Genomic DNA, 18,442 nt, shown 5'->3' with positions numbered 1-18,442 from the left:
CACGGCCGTTCCCGAACGAGTGACACCGGCGCCACCGCGACCGAAGATGCCTTTCCTTCCTGCCCCTTGGGACGGTCCGGCGGTCCGGCAGAGGGCCGCTCGGCATCGTCCGACGGGTTACGCGACACAAAGGAGTGCGCGGTGACACCAGAGATGACCCACCAGGACCTGCGACGGTCGGAGCGCCCGGCGAGCCACAAGGCCGGGACCGACGGCAGGGCGGGCAAGTCCAAGAAGCTCGGCAACCTCGAAGTGTGGGCCAGGTCCGCACCGATCCGGCTGGCCGGGTACGAGGACGACCTCGCGGAGCCGCACATCCTGCCCGGCGTCGACTGAGCCGGTCCTGACACGGTGAAGCCACGAGCCGTACCCCCTTCACCTAGGGGGTGCGGCTCGCCGCCTCTCCGGCGACCGGCTCCCCGGCGGCCCCGCCGCCCGCGGCCCCGTCCCCGGCGGTGCCGCCGCCCGCGGCCCCCTTCCCGGAGGTCCGTACCTCCACCGTGCGCTCCGTCAGCTCGCCGCCGCACTCCCCGCACACCAGCCGGGCCGTGAACCGGCTCCCGCAGCCGCGGTGTTCGGAGACCAGCGCGGGGCCCTCCGGAGCCACGTACCACCGCTGGGCCCAGTCGATCAGCGTCATGACGACCGGGAAGAACGCCCGCCCCTTGGCGGTCAGCCGGTACGTCCCGGAGTCCGCCGACAGCACCCCCAGCGCGGTGAACGTCCGCAGCCGGTCCGCGACCGTCGAGGGCGGCGCCCCCAGCCGCTGCCGGAACTCGCCGAACCGGCGCGTCCCCAGGAACGCGGCGCCCAGCAGCGCCACCGACCAGCGGTTGCCCAGCAGCGCCATCGTCTCCGGGAACAGCCCGGCCGCACCCCCGTCGGGGCCGCCGTCACCGCCCGCCGTGCTGCGCCTGCGGGTCGCCGCCGAGGGGATCGACCGGCCGTCCTCGCCGCTCGGCCCCAACTCGCTTCGCACGTCGCGCGGCCGGACCGGGTCCCCGCAGCCGCCGCACACCAGCACCGGCTCCGTCCGCCGCCCGCACCCGGTGTGCCGCATCCACGGCAGTTCCTCGCGGTGGGTGTCCACCCAGCGGTACTCCCAGCCCCACACGGCGACCAGTACCGGCCAAACCGAACGGCCCCGCTCGGTCAGCCGGTACTCGTGGCGCACCGGGCGCCGCTGGTAGGCGACGCGCTCCAGCAGCCCCTGCGCGGCCAGCCCGGACAGCCGGGCGGTGAGGACCGCGTCGGAGATCGGCAGCAGGGCCCGCCAGTCGGCGTAACGCCGTACCCCCTGGAGGGCGTGGCGCAGGATCAGCAGCGCCCACTCGTCGCCGAGGAGACCGAAGGCGGTGGCGATGGCGTTCGGACCGCCCTCGGCCAGCGGAGTGCCCGGCTGCCCGGAGGGGGCCGGCGCGCCGACGGCCGGGGGACTGGCGGGCGGCTGCGCGTCGGCGGTCACCGGTCTCCTTCAGTGCTCACCGGCCCCGGGTACCGGACTCCTACAGCTGCGGCGGCCCGTCGTGCCAGCCCCGGAGCGCCGAGCCCGGCGCCCAGGTCGCGTGCGTGCCGCTGGAGATCCGCTCCGGGAGCCGGATGCGGGCGAGAGGTCCGTCGGACAGCCGCGCCGCGTCGAGGACCAGGCACTCGGAACGGTCGGCGTTCATGTCCGTCGTCAGCGTAACAAGGTAGCCGTCGTCCTCCGCCGTCCCGCCCGCGCGCGGCACCAGCGTCGCCTCGCTGCCGAACACCCCGTCGCCGTACCGGTGGTGCTCCTCGGTGCCGGTGCGCAGATCGTGCTTGACGATGCCGTCCATCAGGAACCAGCCCGGCTTCTGCGTGGCGGCGTAGGTGTACCGGTAGGGGCGGGCCGCCACCTCGGGGCTGATCACGCCGAACTCCGTGTAGCTGCCGCTGAGCTGCTCCTCTCGCACCTTGCCGGTGGCCGTGTTGAGCCGCCACCGCCACAGCGTCGTCTCCATCCGCTCCAGCGCCAGGAAGCGGAACATCCGCTGGTACACGCCCTCGCCGCGCGGGTCGGGCGGCTCCGGGCAGCCCTGCCGGAAGCCGTCGACGACGATCTCCTCGCCGTCCTCGTAGGCGTTGGTGAAGTGCAGGACGTACGTCGGATCGGCCTCGAACCAGCGGACCTGCGAGCCCAGCCGCGGCAGCACCGCGAAGCGGGAGGGGAGGTCGGGGTGAAAGCGGGAGGCGTACTTGCCCCGGGCGATCAGGTCCGCGTCCCAGAACAGCGGGAAGTCGTTGAGGATCGCGTAGTTCTCGGTGAAAGCCATGTCGTGCGGCAGCCGGGGGCCGGGCAGCGGCACGTCCGTGAGGTGCTTGAGACGGTTGTCCGGGCCGACGACGCCGTAGCGCAGGTACGGGGCCTCGGTCGCGTAGGAGAAGAAGAGGAGCTCGCCGGTCCGCTCGTCCACCTTGGTGTGCGCGGAGACGCCCCAGTCGGGGGCCCACGGGGACTTGCCGAGGGTGTCCAGGGTGAGCGGGTCCAGGCGGTAGAGGTCGCCGCACTGCCAGAAGCTGGACAGCGCCCGGCCCGCGTGGACGACGATGTCCGTGCTGGAGGCGTCCTTCATCCGGGTGCGCGCCCCCCAGCCGTCCGGGCGCTTGGCGACGTCCGGGCGTTCGGCGATGCCCGCCCACAGCGACTCGCCGGCGGCCTGCTCGGCCAGGAAGCCGTCGGTGCGCACGAACCGGTTGCGGTAGAAGGCCCGGCCCTCGCGGAAGCCGACGACGTGGACCATGCCGTCGCCGTCGAAGGGGTGGTAGAGCTTCGTCGCCGGGTGGACCGGGTTCTCCGTGTTGCGCAGGTAGACGCCGTCGAGGTCGGCCGGGATCTCGCCGGTCACCTCCAGGTCGTCGGCCCGCCACTCGGTGCTCTGCGGGCGCCACGGGCCGATGCGGTACGGGTGGTCGTCGTCCTCGGGAAGCGTGGACAGGGCGCGTCCGACGATCTCAACGTCCATGGGTGTCCTCCCTCTCCACGACGAAGCCGACCGTGGTGGCCGTGCTGCCGCCGATGTTCAGTGTGGCGAACCGGCGGGCGCCCTCGACCTGGTACGCGCCGGCCGTGCCTGTGACCTGACGGCTCGCGTCGAGCAGCATCCGCACGCCCGTGGCGCCGACCGGATGGCCGCCGCCGATCAGTCCGCCGGACGGGTTCACGGGGAGCCGGCCGCCGATCTCCAGGGAGCCGTCCTCCACCGCCTGCCAGCTCTTCCCCGGCCCGGTGATGCCGACGTGGTCGATCGCCAGGTACTCCGACATGGCGAAGCAGTCGTGCGTCTCCAGGCCGTCCACGTCGTCCACGCCACCGATCCCGGCCCGGTCGAAGGCGTCGAGGACGGCCTCGCGGACATGCGGCAGGACGTACGGGCCGTCCTTGCTGCGCTCGGTCTTGCGGGCCAGCGGGAGGCCCGCCGTGCGGTGCCCCCAGCCGGCGATCCGGGCGAGCGGACCGGGCCGGCGGGCGTGCCGGGCCCGCCAGCGGTCGGAGACCAGCACCACACCGCTGGCGCCGTCCGTCATCTGGCTGCACTCCTGGCGGCGGACCCGCCCCTCGACGAGCGGATTGGCCTCCTCGTCGTCGGTGAAGCTCGCCGCGGTGAGCTGCCAGCCGCGGGTCTGGGCGAGCGGGTTGGCGCGGGCGTTGCGGTGGTTCAGCTCGGCGATGGCGCGCAGATGGGCGTCGTCGATGCCGTACCGCAGGTCGTACTCGTCGGCCAGCGCGGAGAACATGTGCGGCCACAGGAAGCGGGCCTGGCGCCCCTCGTGCCCGGCCCACGCCGCAGCGCCCAGATGCCGGGCCGCCACCTCGCCCGGCACGGTCTTCTCCAGCTCGACGCCGAGCACCAGCGCGCAGTCGTAGCGCCCGGACTCCAGATCGGCCGTAGCGGCGAGCACCGCGACCCCGCCCGAGGCGCACGCCGCCTCGTGCCGGGAGGCGGGCACGCCCCACAGGCGCTCCTCGACCGTGGCGGGCATGGCGCCCAGCTGGCCCTGTCCGGTGAAGAGCTGACCGAAGGCGTTGCCGACGTGGATCACGCCGACGTCCTCCGGCGAGACCCCGGCCGCGTCCAGGGTGCCGTGCACCGACTCCCGTACGAGATCGGCGAATTCGAGGCCCTCGCGGGCGAAGTTGCGAGCGAAGTCGGTCTGGAAGCCGCCCAGTACCCACGTATCCATGAAGCACCTCCCGCTTGATGCTACAACTAGCAGAGTTACTCGGTGAAGGGGAACGACCGTGCCCGACGCAGCTGCCGACGTCCATGTGCTCGACTACGTGCGCACGCCCCGGGGCAAGGGCTCCCCGCGCGGCGCCCTGCACGGCACCTCGCCGGTCGAACTCCTCGTCACGCTCCAACACGCGCTCGTGGCGCGGGGGTTGGACCCTTCGCAGGTCGAGGACGTGATGATCGGCGCCGCCTCCCAGGTCGACGAACAGGGCGCCAACCCCGCCCGCACCGCGAACCTCCTCGCGGGCTGGGGGCACGAGGTGCCCGGCGGCACCCTCAACCGCTTCTGCGCCTCCGGTATCGACGCCGTCGCCCAGACCGCGGCACGCCTCAGGGCGGGGGACCTCGGGCGGCTCGCGGTGGCCGGGGGAGTGGAATCGACGTCGCGGGTGGCGATGTTCAGCGACCGGGGTCCGCTGTTCTGCGATCCGGCGACCGTGCGGGCGGTGGGCTCGGTGCACATGGGGATCGCCGCCGACCTCAACGCCACGCTGGAGGGTTTCACCCGTGCGGAACTGGACGCGTACGGGCTGGAGTCCCAGCACAAGGCCGCCGCCGCGGTCGCGGAGAGACGCGCCGCCCGCAGCCTGGTGCCCGTCGCGGGACTGGGCCACGACGAACTGGTCCGGCCCGCCACCACCCCCGAGACCCTCGCCGCACTCGAACCCGCCTTCGCCGCCCTCGGCGCCGCGGGCCAGGACGCCCTGGCGCTGGCCGCCCACCCAGAGGCCGGACGCATCGACCACCTGCACACCGTGGGCACCTCACCGGCGCTCGCGGACGGTGCGGCGCTGCTGGTGCTCGGTGCGGGCGACCTCGGCGGCAGGCGCCCCCGGGCCCGGGTCGTCGCCGCCGCGACCGCGAGCGCCGACCCGGTGTTGATGCTGACCGCCGGACAGACCGCGATCGAGCGGGTGCTCGCCCGGACCGGGCTGACCCCCGACGACATCGACGTCTACGCCTTCGCGGAGGCCTTCGCCGCCCTGTGCCTGCGGCTGCGGCGCGACCTGGGCGTGGGCCCCGAGCGGCTCAACCCGGGCGGCGGCACCCTCGCCACCGGGCACGCCTTCGGCGCCACCGGGGCGATCATGGTGGGCGAGTGCGTGGAGGAACTGGAGCGCGCCGGCGGCCGGTACGGAGTGGCGGCGGTGAGCGGGGCGGCGGGGCTCGGGGTGGCGGTGCTGCTGGAGCGGACGGAGTGAGGGGAGCGGCTCGCACCGTCCCTGGTCGCGGGGCGTCCGCCGGGTGGTCCGGGGGAGTTCGCCCGAGGCGTACGTCCGATAATCGGTAAACACTTGTTGGTGCCTGCACGCAACGGGCAGGATGACCCGCATGGCTGAAACCCCTGGTGAAACGACCACTTTTCATGACCTGTCGGCATTCTTCGCCTCGCCGAGGACGGGCGCCCTCGCCCTCTCGCCGGACGGCAGCCGTCTGGTCGCCGCCGTTCAGCAGCTCAACGCCGAGGGCACCGCGTACGTCTCCGGCCTCTGGGAGATCGACCCGGCGGGCGAGGCCGGGCCCCGGCGCCTGACCAGCTCCGCCAAGGGCGAGTCGGCACCCGCGTTCGCCCCCGACGGAACCCTCCTCTTCCTCTCCGGCCGCGAGAACACCGACCCCGCGGCGGAGAAGGGCGACGGCAAGAACGGCGCCACCCTGTGGGCCCTGCCGGAGCGCGGCGAGGCAGCGCAGATCGCCTCGCACCCCGGCGGCATCGGCGGCTACGGGATCGCGCGCGGCACCGGGGCGTTCGCGTACAGCGGCGGACTCCTGCCGGGCGCCGCGGACGCCGAGGCGCACGAGAAGCTCCGCAAGGAACGCGAGAAGGCCAAGGTCACCGCGATCCTGTACGAGGCGGGACCGACCCGCTACTGGGACAGCGACCTCGGCCCCGAGGAGGACCACGTCTTCGTGCGCGCCCTCGGCACGGACGCCGCCCCGGTCCTCGCGGGCCGCCAGGGCATCGGCGGCGAGGGCGGGGTGGCCCTGTCCGCCGACGGAACCCGGGTCGTCTTCGGGCGCGCCGTCGCCGGCCGGGTGCCCGCCGAGAACCGCGACACCGTGGTGGTCGCCGACGCGGCCACCGGCGAGGAGCTCCGGGTCGTCGACCGCCCCGGATTCCAGTACTCGGGCGCGGTCCTCACCGCCGACGGCTCGGCGGTCGTCTGCCACCGGCTCAAGGAGGAGACGTACGAGACGCCGTACGACGTGACGCTGGTGCGCGTCGACGTCGCGAGCGGCGAGGAGACCGACCTCCTGCCGGAGTACGACAACTGGCCCGGCGGCTTCGTCCTCTCGCCCGTCGAGGGCGACGACACCCTGTGGTTCTCCGGCGACGAGCAGGGACACTGCCCGGTGTTCCGGCGCGACGCCGACGGCACGGTGACCCGGCTGACCGCCTCGGGCGCGTACGGCGCCCCCGTCGTGTCGCCCGACGCGCGCACCCTGTACACCGTCGCCACCCCCGTCGACGCCGCCCCCCGGCCGGTCCGGCTGGACGCGGCGGGCGGGGCCGACCAGACCCCGGCGCCGCTGCGGGCCCCCGGCGACGACCTCGGCACGCTGCCCGGCGCACTGACCGAGGTGCGCACCACCGGCGACGACGGCCACCCGCTGCGGTCCTGGCTGGCGGTGCCGGAAGGGGCCTCGGCCGACAACCCGGCGCCGCTCATCGTCTTCGTGCACGGCGGCCCGCAGTCCTCGTGGAACGCCTGGACCTGGCGCTGGAACCCGTGGCCGTTCGTGGCCCGCGGCTACGCCGTGCTGATGCCCGACCCCGCCCTGTCGACCGGGTACGGGCAGCGGATGCACGAGCGCGGCTGGGGACAGTGGGGCGGACAGCCCTACCGCGACCTCATGGACCTCACCGACGCCACCGTGGCACGCCCGGACATCGACGAGACGCGCACCGGTCTCGCGGGCGGCTCCTACGGCGGCTACATGGCCAACCGCGTCGCGACCCGCACCGACCGCTTCAAGGCGATCATGTCGCACGCCGGGCTGTGGGACCTGCGGTCCTTCTCCGGCGACACCGACGCCTCCTGGTTCTTCCAGCGGATCTTCGGCGACCCGCTGACGCAGCCGGAGCGGTACACGGAGAACTCGCCCTCGCTCGGCGCCGACCGGATCAGCACGCCGATGCTGGTCATCCACGGCGCCAAGGACTACCGGGTGCCGGTGGGCCAGGGCATGGCGCTCTTCCAGGACCTCCAGCGCTTCGAGGTGCCGGTGAAGTACCTGTACTTCCCCGACGAGAACCACTGGATCCTCAAGCCGAACCACTCGATCGTCTGGTACGAGACGGTGCTGAACTTCTTCGACGAGAAGGTGAAGGGCCGGGAGTGGGTGCGGCCGGGGCTGCTGTAACGGCCCGCTGAGCGTCCGGGGGCCGGTCCGCCGGCCCCCGGACGTCCTCAGCCCAACTCCTCCCGCAGAGTGCGCTTGAGCACCTTGCCCACCGGATTGCGCGGCAGTGCGCCGCGCACCTCCAGCCGCTCCGGCAGCTTGTACGAGGCGATGCGCAGCTCCCGCAGGTGCCCGGTCAGGTCCGCGAGCGTCACCACGGCCCCCTGCTCCGGCACCACCACCGCGCACACCCGCTCGCCCAGCACCGCGTCCGGACAGGCCACCACCGCGACCTCCGCGACCGCCGGGTGGCCGGACAGCAGGTGCTCCAGTTCGGCGGGGGCGATGTTCATACCGCCCCGGACGATCAGGTCCCCGGCCCGGTCCACGTACCGCAGGAACTCCCCCCGCGCGCCCGCGATCTCGAACAGGTCGCCGGTCCTGAGATAGCCCGAGGCGTCGAACGGGCTGGGCAGCCGCGACCCGTGCAGATACCCCGCGAACACCTGCGGGCTCTTGATCCGCAGCTCGCCCGGCACCCCCGGCTCCTCGATGTCCGCGCCCGTCGCGGGATCGACGAGCCGCAGCGAGGTCCAGTCCGCGGCGAGCGTCGACCAGCGGACGCCGGACGCGGCGCCGTAGCGGGGAAAGTAGCGGGCCCGGTCCGCGGGGTCCGGTACGTCGTAGGGGTCGGTGAGCATCCCCGTGCCCTCGTTCGAGCCGAAGAAGTTGATCACCCCGATGCCGTGCCGCTCCTGCCAGCCGCGCACCATCGCCTCCGACAGCGGTGCGGAACCCGAACCGATCCGGGTCAGCGAGGAGAGGTCCGTGGCCGCCAGCAGGTCCTCCCGGGCCAGCAGCATCGTCAGCACGGCGGGCGGCGCCACCGTGTACGTGACGTGCTCCTCCGCGATCTGCCGCAGGAAGACCGGCAGGTCGAACGGGTGGTGCTGGACGAGCACGCAGCCGACCCGCAGCCAGGGCAGGAACAGCCCGGCGAAACCCGCCATGTTGACCATGGGGAAGGGGTTCAGGAGCACGTCGTCGGACGTCATCCGGGGGGCTTCCGCGCAGGTACGGGCGATGGCCAGCCAGTCGTTGTGGCAGCGCGGCACCCCCTTGGGCGTGGACTCGGTGCCGGACGTCCAGCAGATCGTCACGCAGTCGTTGGGGCCGGCGGGGTGCGCGCCGGTGTACGCGGAGACCGCCGCCGGGTCGTACGGGAGCGCCGCCTCGTCGGCGAGCGCGACGGCCCCCGCCGGTACGTCCGTCCCGTACGCCAGCACCAGCCGCAGTGAGGGAATGCGGTCGCGGACCGCGAGGACGTCGGCCGCCACCCGCCGCACACCGATCCGGGACGCCGTCACAAACGCGTCGAACGAGGCCAGTCGGCCCAGCTGTACGGTCTCGTGCTCGCGGTACTGCACCGGCAGCGGCGAGACGATCACCCCGATGCGCCAGCACGCCAGATAGACACAGACCTGCTCGGCGGTGTTCGGCAGCTGCACGCCGAGCACGTCGCCCTGCCCCAGACCGTGCCGCAGCAGGACGGCGGCCAGCCGGTCGGCCTCCGCGTCGATCTCGGCCCATGTGAGCCTGAGCGGCGGCGAGTCGACGAGGTCCGCCTTGTTGAGGGGGTCGACCAGGGCCGGGCGGCCGGGATGCTCGCGGACCCGCGCCCGCAGCAGCGAGTCCACGGTCGCGCCCTCCCACCAGCCCGCCGCGGTGTACTCGGCCACCCGCTCCGGCGGATGCAGCCGCCGCGCTCCCGTGCTCGCCCCGGCCTCCATGTGCCGTCCCCCTCTGCGCCGTTGGGAAGAACCACCGCGTGCGTGTGCGAAGTGCGTTGCGTGGGGCGGGAGCCGATGTGCTACCGCTCCGGTGGTGCGAGGGCGGCCAGGGTCCGTTCCCCGCCCGGGTCGGCGTCCGTGCTCGACGCCACCAGCGCCACCTCGTCGACGCCGGCCGCCGCGTACTCGGCCAGCCGGGCCCGTACCGTCGCCACGTCCCCGACCAGGCCCACCGCCGAGGTGATCTCCGGCGGCACCGCCGCCAGCAGCTCCTTGGGGTGCGGCCGGGTGCGCGCGTACGCCACCACCTCCCCGAAACCCGCCGCCTCGAACATCGCGTCGTAGCCCGGCGCCGCCAGATAGCCGACCAGGCCGCGCCGCAGCTGCTCCAGCGCCTCGGGCGACGGATCGACGGCCGCCGTCACCCAGGCGGCCACCCGGGGCGCGGGCCGCCCGGAACCGGCCGCCGCCCGCCGCACCTGGCGCACGAGCAGGGCCGCCGAACGGGGCGTCAGCAGATTGAGCACCATGCGGTCCGCGTGCGCCGCCGCCGTACGGACCGCCATCGGCCCGAACGCGGCCACCGTCAGTTCCGACCGGGGGGCGGGCAGCCGCAGCCGGTACCCCCGGGTCCGGACCGCCCCGCCCTCCTGTGCCGTCCGCCCGCCGTCGAGGAGCGTGCGCAGCGCGGCGGCCGACCCGCGCAGCACCGCCCCGGCCCGGCGGTGCTCCCTGCCGTGCCAGTCGCGCACCACCACCGGGCTCGAACTCCCCACCGCCACGTCCACGCGACGGCCGGTCAGATCCACGACCGAGGCGACGCCGCGCGCGATTGTCACCGGATCGCGCACCGCGACGGCCAGCGGCCCGAGGGTCAGCGGAATCCGCTCGGTACGGGCCGCGACGGCGGTGGCGAGCGCGAACACGTCGTAGGTGGCCATCTCGCCCAGCCACAGCCCGGCGTACCCCAGCCGTTCGGCGGCCGACGCGGTGGCGAGGGCCTCCCGGGGCGGGCGGTCCTGCCAGTAGCCCAGGGAGACGGAGAGCTGGAGGTCCCCGGCGGGATTCCCCCGGTGGGGGCCCTCGGGCTGCGCGGCGAGGTTCACGCACCGGAAACTACAATAAGCAGAGTGACTTGACCAGGCTCCGGACGACGCCTCCGGCGCCCGGCGATCCCGCCGTCCGCGCCTTGTCCGTCCGGTGCCTCTTCCGCCCGGCGCCTGGACCGTCCGGCGGCCCTTTCGTCCGGCGCCCTTCCGTCCTGCGCCTCGTCCGACCGGCCGCCGTCCGGTTGCGGGGGGAGCGGTTGTGGGGGAGACCTGGAGGGGTACGAGTTGCTGGTCGCGCGAGGCGCGAACGAGGACGGGAGGGACGCGTGCGCGCGTTCACGCGTCACCACACCGGTGCGGCGGCGGCCCCGGCCACGGCCGGAGCGGTGCCCCCGCGGCCCGCCGCCGACCCCGCCCCGGCCGGTGGCTGAGCTGTCCGACCACGCCCAGGACGGACCGGCCGACGACTGGCCCGTCCGCCCTGAGACCGGCCTCGCGCTCAACCGCATGGGCATCTTCGACTGGGACCTCGAACAGTCCCACCTGCACCTCGACCCCTCCGCGCTGGAGGTGTTCGACCTGCGGCCCGAGGAGTTCGACGGCGACCCGGAGACCCTGGCCCGCCGCGTCCCGCCCGCAGAGGGCCAGCACCTGGACGGCATGGTCGCCCAGGCGCTCAAGAGCGGCGGCACCACCTACGGCGCCTACTTCCGGATCCGCCGCCGCGACGGCGAACTCCGCTGGACCCACACCCAGGGCTCCGTCCGCCGCGACGCGTCGGGACGCCCGTACCGGATCATCGGGGTCGTCCGCGACGCCACCCAGGAGCTGGGCGACCTCGCCGCCCGCAGCGATCACGAGACCGGCAGCAGGGGCGGCACCGGCGTCGTCGCCCGGACCACCACCGCGCTCGCCCTCGCCCGTACCGTGCACGACGTCATCGACGTCCTGCGCAGCACCCACGAGCTGGGCAGCTTCGAGTCGTCCTCGATGGTGATGGGACTGCTGGAGGCGGGGCGGATCCGGCTGGTCGCCGAGGGGCCCGAGTTCATGCCGGGCTCGCGGTACACCCGCATCGACGACCGCGAGTACCCGATGAGCGACGCCGTACGGACCCTGACGCCCCGCTTCATCGAGTCCGCGGAGGAGTTCGCCGCCTCCTACCCCCGGCTCTGGGACCACGTCCGCAGGTTCGGCACCACCTCGGCCGCGTACCTGCCGCTGATCGCGCAGGCCCGCCCCATCGGGGCGCTCGGGCTGCTCTACAGCGGACGCACCGGCTTCAGCTCCGACGAACGGAACCTCCTCATCGCACTCGGCAGCAGCGTCGCGCAGAGCGTCAAACGGGCCATGCTCTACGAGCAGGAGAAGGACCTCGCCGAGGGCCTCCAGCAGGCGATGCTGCCGCGCCGGGTCACCGACGTCCCCGGCGCGCACATCGCGGTCCGCTACCGCTCGGCCCGCGACGGGCAGGACGTCGGCGGCGACTGGTACGACGTGATCCCGCTGCCCGGCGGCCGGGTGGGCGCCGTCATCGGCGACGTCCAGGGGCACGACACGCACGCCGCCGCCGTCATGGGCCAGCTGCGGATCGTGCTGCGCGCCTACGCCGCCGAGGGCCACTCGCCCGCGACCGTGATGGCCCGCGCCTCCGGGTTCCTGCACGAACTCGACACCGACCGCTTCGCCACCTGCACCTACGCCGAGATCGACCTGGCCACCGGCGTCGTCCAGCTGGTCCGGGCCGGGCACATGGAACCGCTGCTGCGGCTCGCGGACGGCAGCTGCCGGCGGGTGGAGGTCGAGGGCGGGCTGCCGCTCGGTCTGTCCGCCGAGTTCGGCGAGATCGAGTACCCGGTGACCACGACCGACCTGGACCCCGGGCAGACCCTGCTGCTCTACACCGACGGGCTGGTCGAACAGCCCGGCAGCGACCTCGACGAAGGGCTCGGCGCCCTGGCCGCGCTGGTCCGCGAAGGGCCCCCGGACCTCCAGCTGCTGGCCGACCGGCTCTGCGCCGCGGTCGACGAACGCGGCGGCGAGGACGACGTGGCGCTGCTGCTCCTGCGCCGCCGTGCCCATGCCGACGCGCCGCGCGCGGGCCGCCGGCTCCAGCAGCACGTCGCGCCCAACGACCCCGAGGCGCTGACCGAGGCCCGGCAGCTGATCCGGGCCGCGGTGCGCGCCTGGGGCGCCGAGGGCCGCGCCGACGAGATCGAACTCGTGGCCGACGAGCTGATGGTCAACGCGCTCATGCACACCGACGGCGGCGCGGTCCTCACCGTACGGATGCTGACCGCCCCCGAGCGCCGGCTGCGCGTCGAGGTGGCGGACTCCTCCAGCGCCCTGCCGCGCCGCCGGGAGGCGGGCGAATCGGCGGTCTCCGGACGCGGGCTGCTGCTGGTGGACCGGCTCGCGGACGTGTGGGGAGTGGAGCCGAGGGGGCAGGGCAAGGCGCTGTGGTGCGAGTTCACGGTCCCGCCGCGGGGTCCGCGGGACGCGTGAGCGACCGTGCCCGCGCGTGCCGCGGCGCGTGCCGCGGGGCGTGCCGCGGGGCGTACTCGTGGCGTACTCGTGGCGCCCGTGTGACGCCTGCACCGCCGGAGGAGTGGCATATGGCGTCGGTAACTGTCCGCACACTGGACGTACTTGACCGTAACCGACCGATCGCGATTGACTGCGTGCTCCGCTGGCCACCGACGACGTGAGGGCTCCTTGAGCACCGAGCTTCTGGCACCTCTTGACCTGGCGTTCTGGCACCTCGAATCCACCGCGCACCCCATGCATCTGGGCGCGCTCGCCTTCTTCGGCGGCGGGGACGGGTCTCCGGACGGGGAGGACCTCCTCGCCCTGCTCGCCGCCCGCGCCGCCGCCGTTCCCCGGCTCCATCTGGTCGTCCGCAACGTGTGGCTGCCCGTCGGCGGCTCCGCGTGGGCGGTGGCCGAGGACTTCGACGTACGCCGCCACGTCCGCCGCATCCTGCTCCCGGCCGACGGCTTCGCCGCCGAAGCCACCCTGCTCGCCGGGGAGCTGATGGAGCGTCCGCTCGCCCGGGGGCTGCCGCCCTGGGAGATGTACCTGCTCGGCGCGGACGGCGGCGGCGAGTGCGCGGTCCTCGTCAAGCTGCACCACGCGCTGGCCGACGGGATGCGGGCGGTGGCGATCGGCGCCGGCATCTTCGACCAGATCGCGGACGCCGCTCCCCCCGGCGCACGGGGGGACGGCACCGAGGACCCGCCGTCGTGGCTCGCCCGCCCCGGACGGGCCGTGGACCTGGCCCGCGAACGGCTCGGCGACGTCGGCCAGGTCCTGGGCATCGGCGCCTCGGTCGTCCGGGCCGGCCGGCTGCGCCCCCTGCTGCCCCTGCCGGGCACCCCCGACGCGCTCAGCGCCGACTCCAGCGGCACCCGGCGCCTGGCCACGGCGGCGCTCGGCCTGGACGAAGTGCGACGGGTGCGCCGGGCCTCCGGCGGCACCGCCAACGACGTACTCCTCGCGGTGGTCGCGGGCGCGCTGCGCCGCTGGACGGCCGAACGGGACGACCCGGTGACCCGCGACCCGCGCGCCCTGGTGCCGGTGTCCCGGCGGCGGCCGGGCCGCACGGCCGCCTCGCACGGCAACAGGCTCTCCGCGTACCTCCTCGACCTGCCCGTCTCCGAGGCCGACCCGCGCGCCCGGCTGTCCGCGGTCCGCGACGGCATGGCCCGCAACAAGGCGGCGGGCCCCTCGCGCGGGGCCGGCGCGGTGGCCCTGCTCGCCGACCAGCTGCCCGCCTTCGCCAGCAAATGGGGAGCACCGCTGGCGGGCGGCGCGGCCCGAGCGCTCTTCGACGTCCTGGTCACCAGCGTGCCGCTGCCGCGCACGGCCCTGTCGCTGGGCGGACGCGAGCTGCGGGCGGTGTACCCGATGGCCCCGCTGGCCCGCGGCCAGGCCCTGGCGGTGGCGCTGTCGACGTACGGCGGACAGGTGAACGTGGGGCTGGTCGCCGACGGCAAGGCGGTACCGGACGCGGACGGCCTCGCGGACGCGATGAGCGAGGAACTGGCGGACCTGGTCCACCGGGCCCGCTGACCGGCCCCCCCCACCGGACCCCCATACCGCGGATTCCTGGATGCCGGGCCCCTGCCCCGGGCCTGCCCCGGACCGGTCGGCCCGTGCCCGTCGCGCCCTCCGGCCGGTCGGTCCGTGCCCATCGACCTCTGGGCCGGCTGGCCCGTGGAGTTCACGCCCCTGGGCCGCTTGGTCCGTGGCTGTCGCGCCCTTCGGCCGGTCGGTACGGGCCGCAGCGCCCCCGGCCGGACAGTCCGTGGCCGGACAGCTCGTGGCCATCGAGCCCCCTGCCGGACAGTCCGTACCCGGACAGCCCGTGACCATCGAGCCCCCCGCCGGGAGGGACCCTGCCCCTCCCGGCCGGGCAGCCCGTACCGTGTCCCCATGCTCCGCGCCCTCGCCGTCGACGACGAAAAGCCCGCCCTGGAGGAACTCCTCTACCTCCTGCGTGCCGACCCCCGGGTCCGCAGTGCCGAGGGCGCCACCGACGCCACCGAGGCGCTGCTGCGGATCAACCGGGCCCTCGACGCGGGCCCGGACGGGGAGGACGCCATCGACGTCGTCTTCCTCGACATCCACATGGCCGGCCTCACCGGCCTCGACGTGGCGCGGCTGCTGGCCGGGTTCGCCCGCCCGCCGCTCATCGTCTTCGTCACCGCCCACGAGGGCTTCGCGGTGCAGGCGTTCGACTTGAAGGCCGTCGACTACGTGCTCAAGCCGGTGCGCCGCGAACGGCTCGCCGAAGCGGTCCGGCGGGTGGCCGAGGGGGTCGCCGGGGCCCGGGAGGTTCCGGCCGCCCCGGCGCCGGTCGCCCCGGCCCAGGTGCCCGCCCAGGGCGCCCCGGCCGCCCAGGACCAGATACCGGTCGAGCTCGGCGGCATCACCCGCTTCGTGCCCATCGCCGACATCGCCTACGTCGAGGCGCACGGCGACTACGCCCGCCTGCACACCGCCACCCCCGGACCGGGCGGCGGCACCGGGCACCTGGTCCGCATCCCGCTGTCCACCCTGGAGGAGCGCTGGGCCTCCCGCGGCTTCGTCCGCATACACCGGCGCCACCTCGTCGCCCTCAACCGGATCGAGGAGCTGCGCCTCGACGCGGGCACCACCACGGTCCGCGTCGCGGACGCCGAACTCGTCGTCAGCCGCCGGCACGCCCGTGAACTCCGCGACCTGCTGATGCGCCAGGCCGGCCGGCGCTGACTCCGCGGCGCGCCGCTCCTGCCCCCCGCTCCCGCGCCCCCCGTGCGCCGCGGGCCGCGTGCCGCCCCGACCGCCCGCCGCGCCCCGCCCACCGTTTACCGACGCAACGCGGCCGCAGGGCGACCGGCGGGCCGCCCGGTCCGCGACGGCCCCCGGACCGCCCTACCCTGACCCTGATCCAGAGGGTGGGGGAGAGGGAGGACGGACCGGATGTCCGAAGTGGAAGCACTCCTGGCGGAGCTCCGCGCGCTGCCCGGAATCCACCCTTCCGCCCCGCACGAGCTCGACGAGCTGCTGCACCGCGTCAAGAGCGCCGCAGCCCGCTGGGCCGACGTCCTCTACGAGGTCCAGGAGGCCGCGCAGCCGCTGGCCACCCCCCGGGCCGCCGCCGCGCTGGAGGTCGCCTTCCGGCGGGCCGAGGAGTCGTACGTCGAGCTGGAGATCGCACTGGCCTATCCTCCGACCGGTCCCGCTGCGTAGACTCCAGCGTCCGTACCGGAAACCGCCCCGGAGCAGCACGAATCCGCGGTCGCGCCCGGACGGACGGTTCAACGGATCGACACCCGGAGCGCACCCATGTCCGCAGCCCCGCGCCCCCGCCGCGAGACCGTGACCGGAGTGCCCCGGCAGGGCCGCGGGAACGCCGCGCGCGGGTCCCGGGCCCCCGGCCACGCGCCCGCCCGCTCCGAGATCAGCGAGCAGACCACCCTCGGCGCCACCTACGTCCGCTCCCTGATGCGCAGTCAGCTGCGCACCGCGCTGCTCGGGCTCGGCGCCCTCGCGCTCCTGGTGGGAGCGCTGCCGCTGCTGTTCCAGCTGCCGCGCGTGCTCACCGGCGGACTGACCTCGCCGGGCCCCGTCGTGTGGGTGGTGCTGGGCGTCGTGGTCTATCCCGTGATGTGGCTGATCGCCCGCTGGTACGTGCGCCGGGCCGAGCGCAACGAGCGCGACTTCCGCGGACTCGTGGAAGGCCGCTGACACCACGTCCATGAACCATGTGTATGCCGTCGCGGCCGTCACCGCCGTCGTCCTCGTCACCCTCCTCATCGGCGCGCTCGGCCTGCGCATCTCCCGTACCACCTCCGACTTCTACGTCGCCTCGCGCACGGTGGGGCCCCGGCTGAACGCCGCCGCGATCAGCGGCGAGTACCTCTCCGCCGCCTCCTTCCTCGGCGTCGCCGGCCTCGTCCTGGTCCAGGGCCCGGAGATGCTCTGGTACCCGGTCGGGTACACCGCCGGGTACCTCGTCCTGCTGCTCCTGGTCGCCGCCCCGCTGCGCCGCTCCGGGGCGTACACGCTCTCCGACTTCGCCGAGGCCAGGCTCGAATCCGTCCAGGTGCGACGGCTCGCGAGCCTCTTCGTCGTCGGGATCGGCTGGCTCTACCTGCTGCCCCAGCTCCAGGGCGCGGGCCTCACGCTGGAGATCCTGACCGGGGCGCCCCCGTGGGTCGGCGCCCTGGTGGTGGCGGTGGTCGTCACCGGGGCCGTCGCCGCGGGCGGCATGCGCAGCATCACCTTCGTCCAGGCCTTCCAGTACTGGCTGAAGCTGACCGCCCTGCTGGTGCCCGCGCTCTTCCTGCTCGGTGCCTGGCTCGGCGACGACGCCCCGCGCGCCCGGTTCGACGCCCCGGCGACCTTCCGCGCGCACACTGCCGTCACCTTCCAGGAGACGGTGCGCGTCGACCTCGAAGGACCGCTCACCCTGACCGCGTCGGGCACCGTCGACGGCCGGACCTACGACGGCCACGAGATCGGCCTGGCGGCCGGCACCCACCGCGTCGCGGCCGGCACCACCCTGCGCTTCCCGGCCGGTGCCGACGTCCCCGAGCGGGCCGCGCTCCCCGAACAGGAGGGCGGCCGGGCCGCCGGCGCCTCCACCTGGTCCGAACCGCTCGCCGACAGCCGCGAGGAGCACCCGCTCTACGCCACCTACGGGCTGATCCTCGCCACCTTCCTCGGCACCATGGGCCTGCCGCACGTCGCCGTCCGCTTCTACACCAGCCCCAACGGCACGGCCGCCCGGCGCACCACCCTCGTCGTGCTCGGCCTCATCGGCGCCTTCTACCTGCTGCCGCCCGTCTACGGGGTGCTGGGCCGGATCTACGCCCCCGAACTGGCCCTGACCGGGCACGCGGACGCGGCCGTCCTCGTGCTGCCCGAACGGCTGATCGGCGGGGTCGGCGGCGACCTGCTGGGGGCGCTGCTCGCCGGCGGGGCGTTCGCCGCGTTCCTGTCGACCGCCTCCGGGGTCACCATGGCGGTCGCCGGGGTGCTCACCCAGGACGTGCTCCCGTCGCGCGGCGTGCGGCACTTCCGGCTGGCCACCCTCATCGCCATCGCCGTACCGCTCGCGGTCAGCGCGCTGGCGGCGACGGTGCCCGTCGCGGACGCGGTCGGGCTCGCCTTCGCGGTGTCCGCGTCGTCGTTCTGCCCGCTGCTGGTCCTGGGCATCTGGTGGCGCGGGCTGACCCCGCCGGGAGCGGTGGCGGGCCTGGTGGTCGGGGGCGGGGCGGCGCTGACCGCCGTGATGGCGACCCGGGCCGGGCTGCCCGTCTCCGGGTGGGCGCACACCCTGCTGGCCTGGCCGGCCGTGTGGTCGGTCCCCCTCGGCTTCCTGACCATGGTGCTCGCCTCGCTGGCCACCCGGGACCGGATACCGGCGGGCACCGCCGCCCTCCTCGCCCGGCTGCACCTTCCCGAGGAACTGACCGACCGGACGGGCGGAGCACAGGAGCGATGACGCAGCGCA

General features: G+C 74.7%; 14 protein-coding genes. 9 read left to right on the top strand and 5 right to left on the bottom strand.

Annotation, left to right across the window (positions count from 1 at the left end; translation table 11 throughout):
* The first annotated feature begins 141 nt into the window (after positions 1 to 141).
* Positions 142 to 336: a hypothetical protein gene (locus ACFYVL_RS37060; RefSeq protein WP_389252995.1), complete on the top strand. Its 195-nt coding sequence runs from the start codon at positions 142 to 144 to the stop codon at positions 334 to 336.
* Positions 337 to 379: 43 nt separating this feature from the next.
* Here the strand turns inward: ACFYVL_RS37060 and ACFYVL_RS37055 are convergent, their stop codons facing one another.
* Genes ACFYVL_RS37055 through ACFYVL_RS37045 form a run of 3 tightly spaced genes read right to left on the bottom strand, consistent with a single transcriptional unit; the run spans position 380 to position 4,206 of the window.
* Entirely contained in the window at positions 380 to 1,465 is a 1,086-nt protein-coding gene (locus tag ACFYVL_RS37055; RefSeq protein WP_389252993.1) for a winged helix-turn-helix transcriptional regulator, read from the bottom strand.
* A gap of 40 nt (positions 1,466 to 1,505) precedes the next feature.
* Positions 1,506 to 2,987: a carotenoid oxygenase family protein gene (locus ACFYVL_RS37050; protein WP_389252991.1), complete on the bottom strand. Its 1,482-nt coding sequence runs from the start codon at positions 2,985 to 2,987 to the stop codon at positions 1,506 to 1,508.
* Positions 2,977 to 4,206: an acetyl-CoA acetyltransferase gene (locus ACFYVL_RS37045; RefSeq protein WP_389252989.1), complete on the bottom strand. Its 1,230-nt coding sequence runs from the start codon at positions 4,204 to 4,206 to the stop codon at positions 2,977 to 2,979. The genes ACFYVL_RS37050 and ACFYVL_RS37045 overlap by 11 nt, the downstream gene beginning before the upstream one ends.
* A 58-nt stretch (positions 4,207 to 4,264) precedes the next feature.
* Between ACFYVL_RS37045 and ACFYVL_RS37040 the strand changes: the two genes are divergently transcribed.
* Together ACFYVL_RS37040 and ACFYVL_RS37035 are read left to right on the top strand one after the other, a co-directional pair.
* The gene (locus ACFYVL_RS37040; RefSeq protein WP_389252987.1) at positions 4,265 to 5,458 is read left to right on the top strand and encodes an acetyl-CoA C-acyltransferase; all 1,194 of its coding nucleotides are present in this window, start codon (positions 4,265 to 4,267) and stop codon (positions 5,456 to 5,458) included.
* 130 nt (positions 5,459 to 5,588) lie between these two features.
* Complete coding sequence (locus tag ACFYVL_RS37035) at positions 5,589 to 7,622, top strand: prolyl oligopeptidase family serine peptidase (RefSeq protein ID WP_389252985.1); 2,034 nt, start codon at positions 5,589 to 5,591, stop codon at positions 7,620 to 7,622.
* A 47-nt stretch (positions 7,623 to 7,669) separates the two neighbouring features.
* Here ACFYVL_RS37035 and ACFYVL_RS37030 read toward each other — a convergent pair whose 3' ends face one another.
* The gene (locus tag ACFYVL_RS37030) at positions 7,670 to 9,391 is read right to left on the bottom strand and encodes a class I adenylate-forming enzyme family protein (RefSeq protein ID WP_389252983.1); all 1,722 of its coding nucleotides are present in this window, start codon (positions 9,389 to 9,391) and stop codon (positions 7,670 to 7,672) included.
* Between the two features lie 80 nt (positions 9,392 to 9,471).
* Positions 9,472 to 10,497, bottom strand: a complete 1,026-nt coding sequence (locus ACFYVL_RS37025) for an LLM class F420-dependent oxidoreductase (protein WP_389252981.1) — start codon at positions 10,495 to 10,497, stop codon at positions 9,472 to 9,474.
* 366 nt (positions 10,498 to 10,863) lie between these two features.
* Between ACFYVL_RS37025 and ACFYVL_RS37020 the strand changes: the two genes are divergently transcribed.
* From ACFYVL_RS37020 to ACFYVL_RS36995, 6 genes are all read left to right on the top strand, one after another.
* Positions 10,864 to 12,945 (top strand): SpoIIE family protein phosphatase, encoded by a 2,082-nt coding sequence (locus ACFYVL_RS37020; RefSeq protein ID WP_389252979.1) that lies wholly within the window; start codon positions 10,864 to 10,866, stop codon positions 12,943 to 12,945.
* Positions 12,946 to 13,155: 210 nt separating this feature from the next.
* Positions 13,156 to 14,511: a wax ester/triacylglycerol synthase family O-acyltransferase gene (locus tag ACFYVL_RS37015; protein ID WP_389252977.1), complete on the top strand. Its 1,356-nt coding sequence runs from the start codon at positions 13,156 to 13,158 to the stop codon at positions 14,509 to 14,511.
* Between the two features lie 363 nt (positions 14,512 to 14,874).
* Entirely contained in the window at positions 14,875 to 15,693 is an 819-nt protein-coding gene (locus tag ACFYVL_RS37010) for a LytR/AlgR family response regulator transcription factor (RefSeq protein WP_389252975.1), read from the top strand.
* Between the two features lie 210 nt (positions 15,694 to 15,903).
* Positions 15,904 to 16,173 (top strand): hypothetical protein, encoded by a 270-nt coding sequence (locus tag ACFYVL_RS37005; RefSeq protein ID WP_389252973.1) that lies wholly within the window; start codon positions 15,904 to 15,906, stop codon positions 16,171 to 16,173.
* A 96-nt stretch (positions 16,174 to 16,269) separates the two neighbouring features.
* Positions 16,270 to 16,671 (top strand): hypothetical protein, encoded by a 402-nt coding sequence (locus ACFYVL_RS37000; RefSeq protein WP_389252972.1) that lies wholly within the window; start codon positions 16,270 to 16,272, stop codon positions 16,669 to 16,671.
* A 10-nt stretch (positions 16,672 to 16,681) separates the two neighbouring features.
* The gene (locus ACFYVL_RS36995) at positions 16,682 to 18,433 is read left to right on the top strand and encodes a cation acetate symporter (protein ID WP_389252970.1); all 1,752 of its coding nucleotides are present in this window, start codon (positions 16,682 to 16,684) and stop codon (positions 18,431 to 18,433) included.
* Positions 18,434 to 18,442: the final 9 nt, after the last annotated feature.

It is taken from the genome of Streptomyces sp. NPDC004111 (assembly GCF_042874215.1).
Classification (GTDB): domain Bacteria; phylum Actinomycetota; class Actinomycetes; order Streptomycetales; family Streptomycetaceae; genus Streptomyces.
Note: the sequence above shows the minus strand (reverse complement) of the source record. Positions and strands in the feature narration are given on the sequence as shown.

Bases quoted from the DNA above. Each gene is read 5' to 3' on its own strand.
- ACFYVL_RS37005 (WP_389252973.1), top strand. From the start codon at position 15,904: ATGTCCGAAGTGGAAGCACTCCTGGCGGAGCTCCGCGCGCTGCCCGGA.
- ACFYVL_RS37045 (WP_389252989.1), bottom strand. From the start codon at position 4,206: ATGGATACGTGGGTACTGGGCGGCTTCCAGACCGACTTCGCTCGCAAC.
- ACFYVL_RS37000 (WP_389252972.1), top strand. From the start codon at position 16,270: ATGTCCGCAGCCCCGCGCCCCCGCCGCGAGACCGTGACCGGAGTGCCC.
- ACFYVL_RS37030 (WP_389252983.1), bottom strand. From the start codon at position 9,391: ATGGAGGCCGGGGCGAGCACGGGAGCGCGGCGGCTGCATCCGCCGGAG.
- ACFYVL_RS36995 (WP_389252970.1), top strand. From the start codon at position 16,682: ATGAACCATGTGTATGCCGTCGCGGCCGTCACCGCCGTCGTCCTCGTC.
- ACFYVL_RS37010 (WP_389252975.1), top strand. From the start codon at position 14,875: ATGCTCCGCGCCCTCGCCGTCGACGACGAAAAGCCCGCCCTGGAGGAA.
- ACFYVL_RS37035 (WP_389252985.1), top strand. From the start codon at position 5,589: ATGGCTGAAACCCCTGGTGAAACGACCACTTTTCATGACCTGTCGGCA.
- ACFYVL_RS37050 (WP_389252991.1), bottom strand. From the start codon at position 2,987: ATGGACGTTGAGATCGTCGGACGCGCCCTGTCCACGCTTCCCGAGGAC.